General features: G+C 40.9%; 1 protein-coding gene. It reads right to left on the reverse strand.

All coding sequences use genetic code 11. The features are described from left to right. Nucleotides 1-384 (reverse strand): hypothetical protein (locus A9G07_RS12045; RefSeq protein ID WP_176713975.1); only part of this gene is annotated, 384 nt, incomplete at both ends.

Genomic DNA, 384 nt, shown 5'->3' on the forward strand with positions numbered 1-384 from the left:
AGCTGCTGGACTCTCTTCTTCTTCTTCATCGTCCTTTTTTTCATCTTCGAAATCATCATCTTCTGCTGATTCGTCGAGCTTATCGTCATCGTCATCTTCAGCTAAGTCGTCGTCTTCAGCATCTAAATCTTTCTCATCTTCATCTGCTGACTGTCGATCGTCTTCAATATCATCCGCTCCTTGTTTATCTAATTCTTCGTCTGACGCTCTACCTGAGGCTTTCAACGAAAAGTTTTTTTTGTCTCGGTTTGCTTTAACACCCATTTTAGGTACTCCATTAATATTGTTAGTATTTTCTGTTGATAGTTTTGCTATTACATCGCGATAACTGCTGATTTCATCTGCCATACCTCTCGCTACAGCGTCATCGGCTAAGAACGTTCC

Source organism: Gilliamella sp. wkB72, from assembly GCF_001693745.1.
Lineage (GTDB): Bacteria > Pseudomonadota > Gammaproteobacteria > Enterobacterales > Orbaceae > Gilliamella > Gilliamella apicola_E.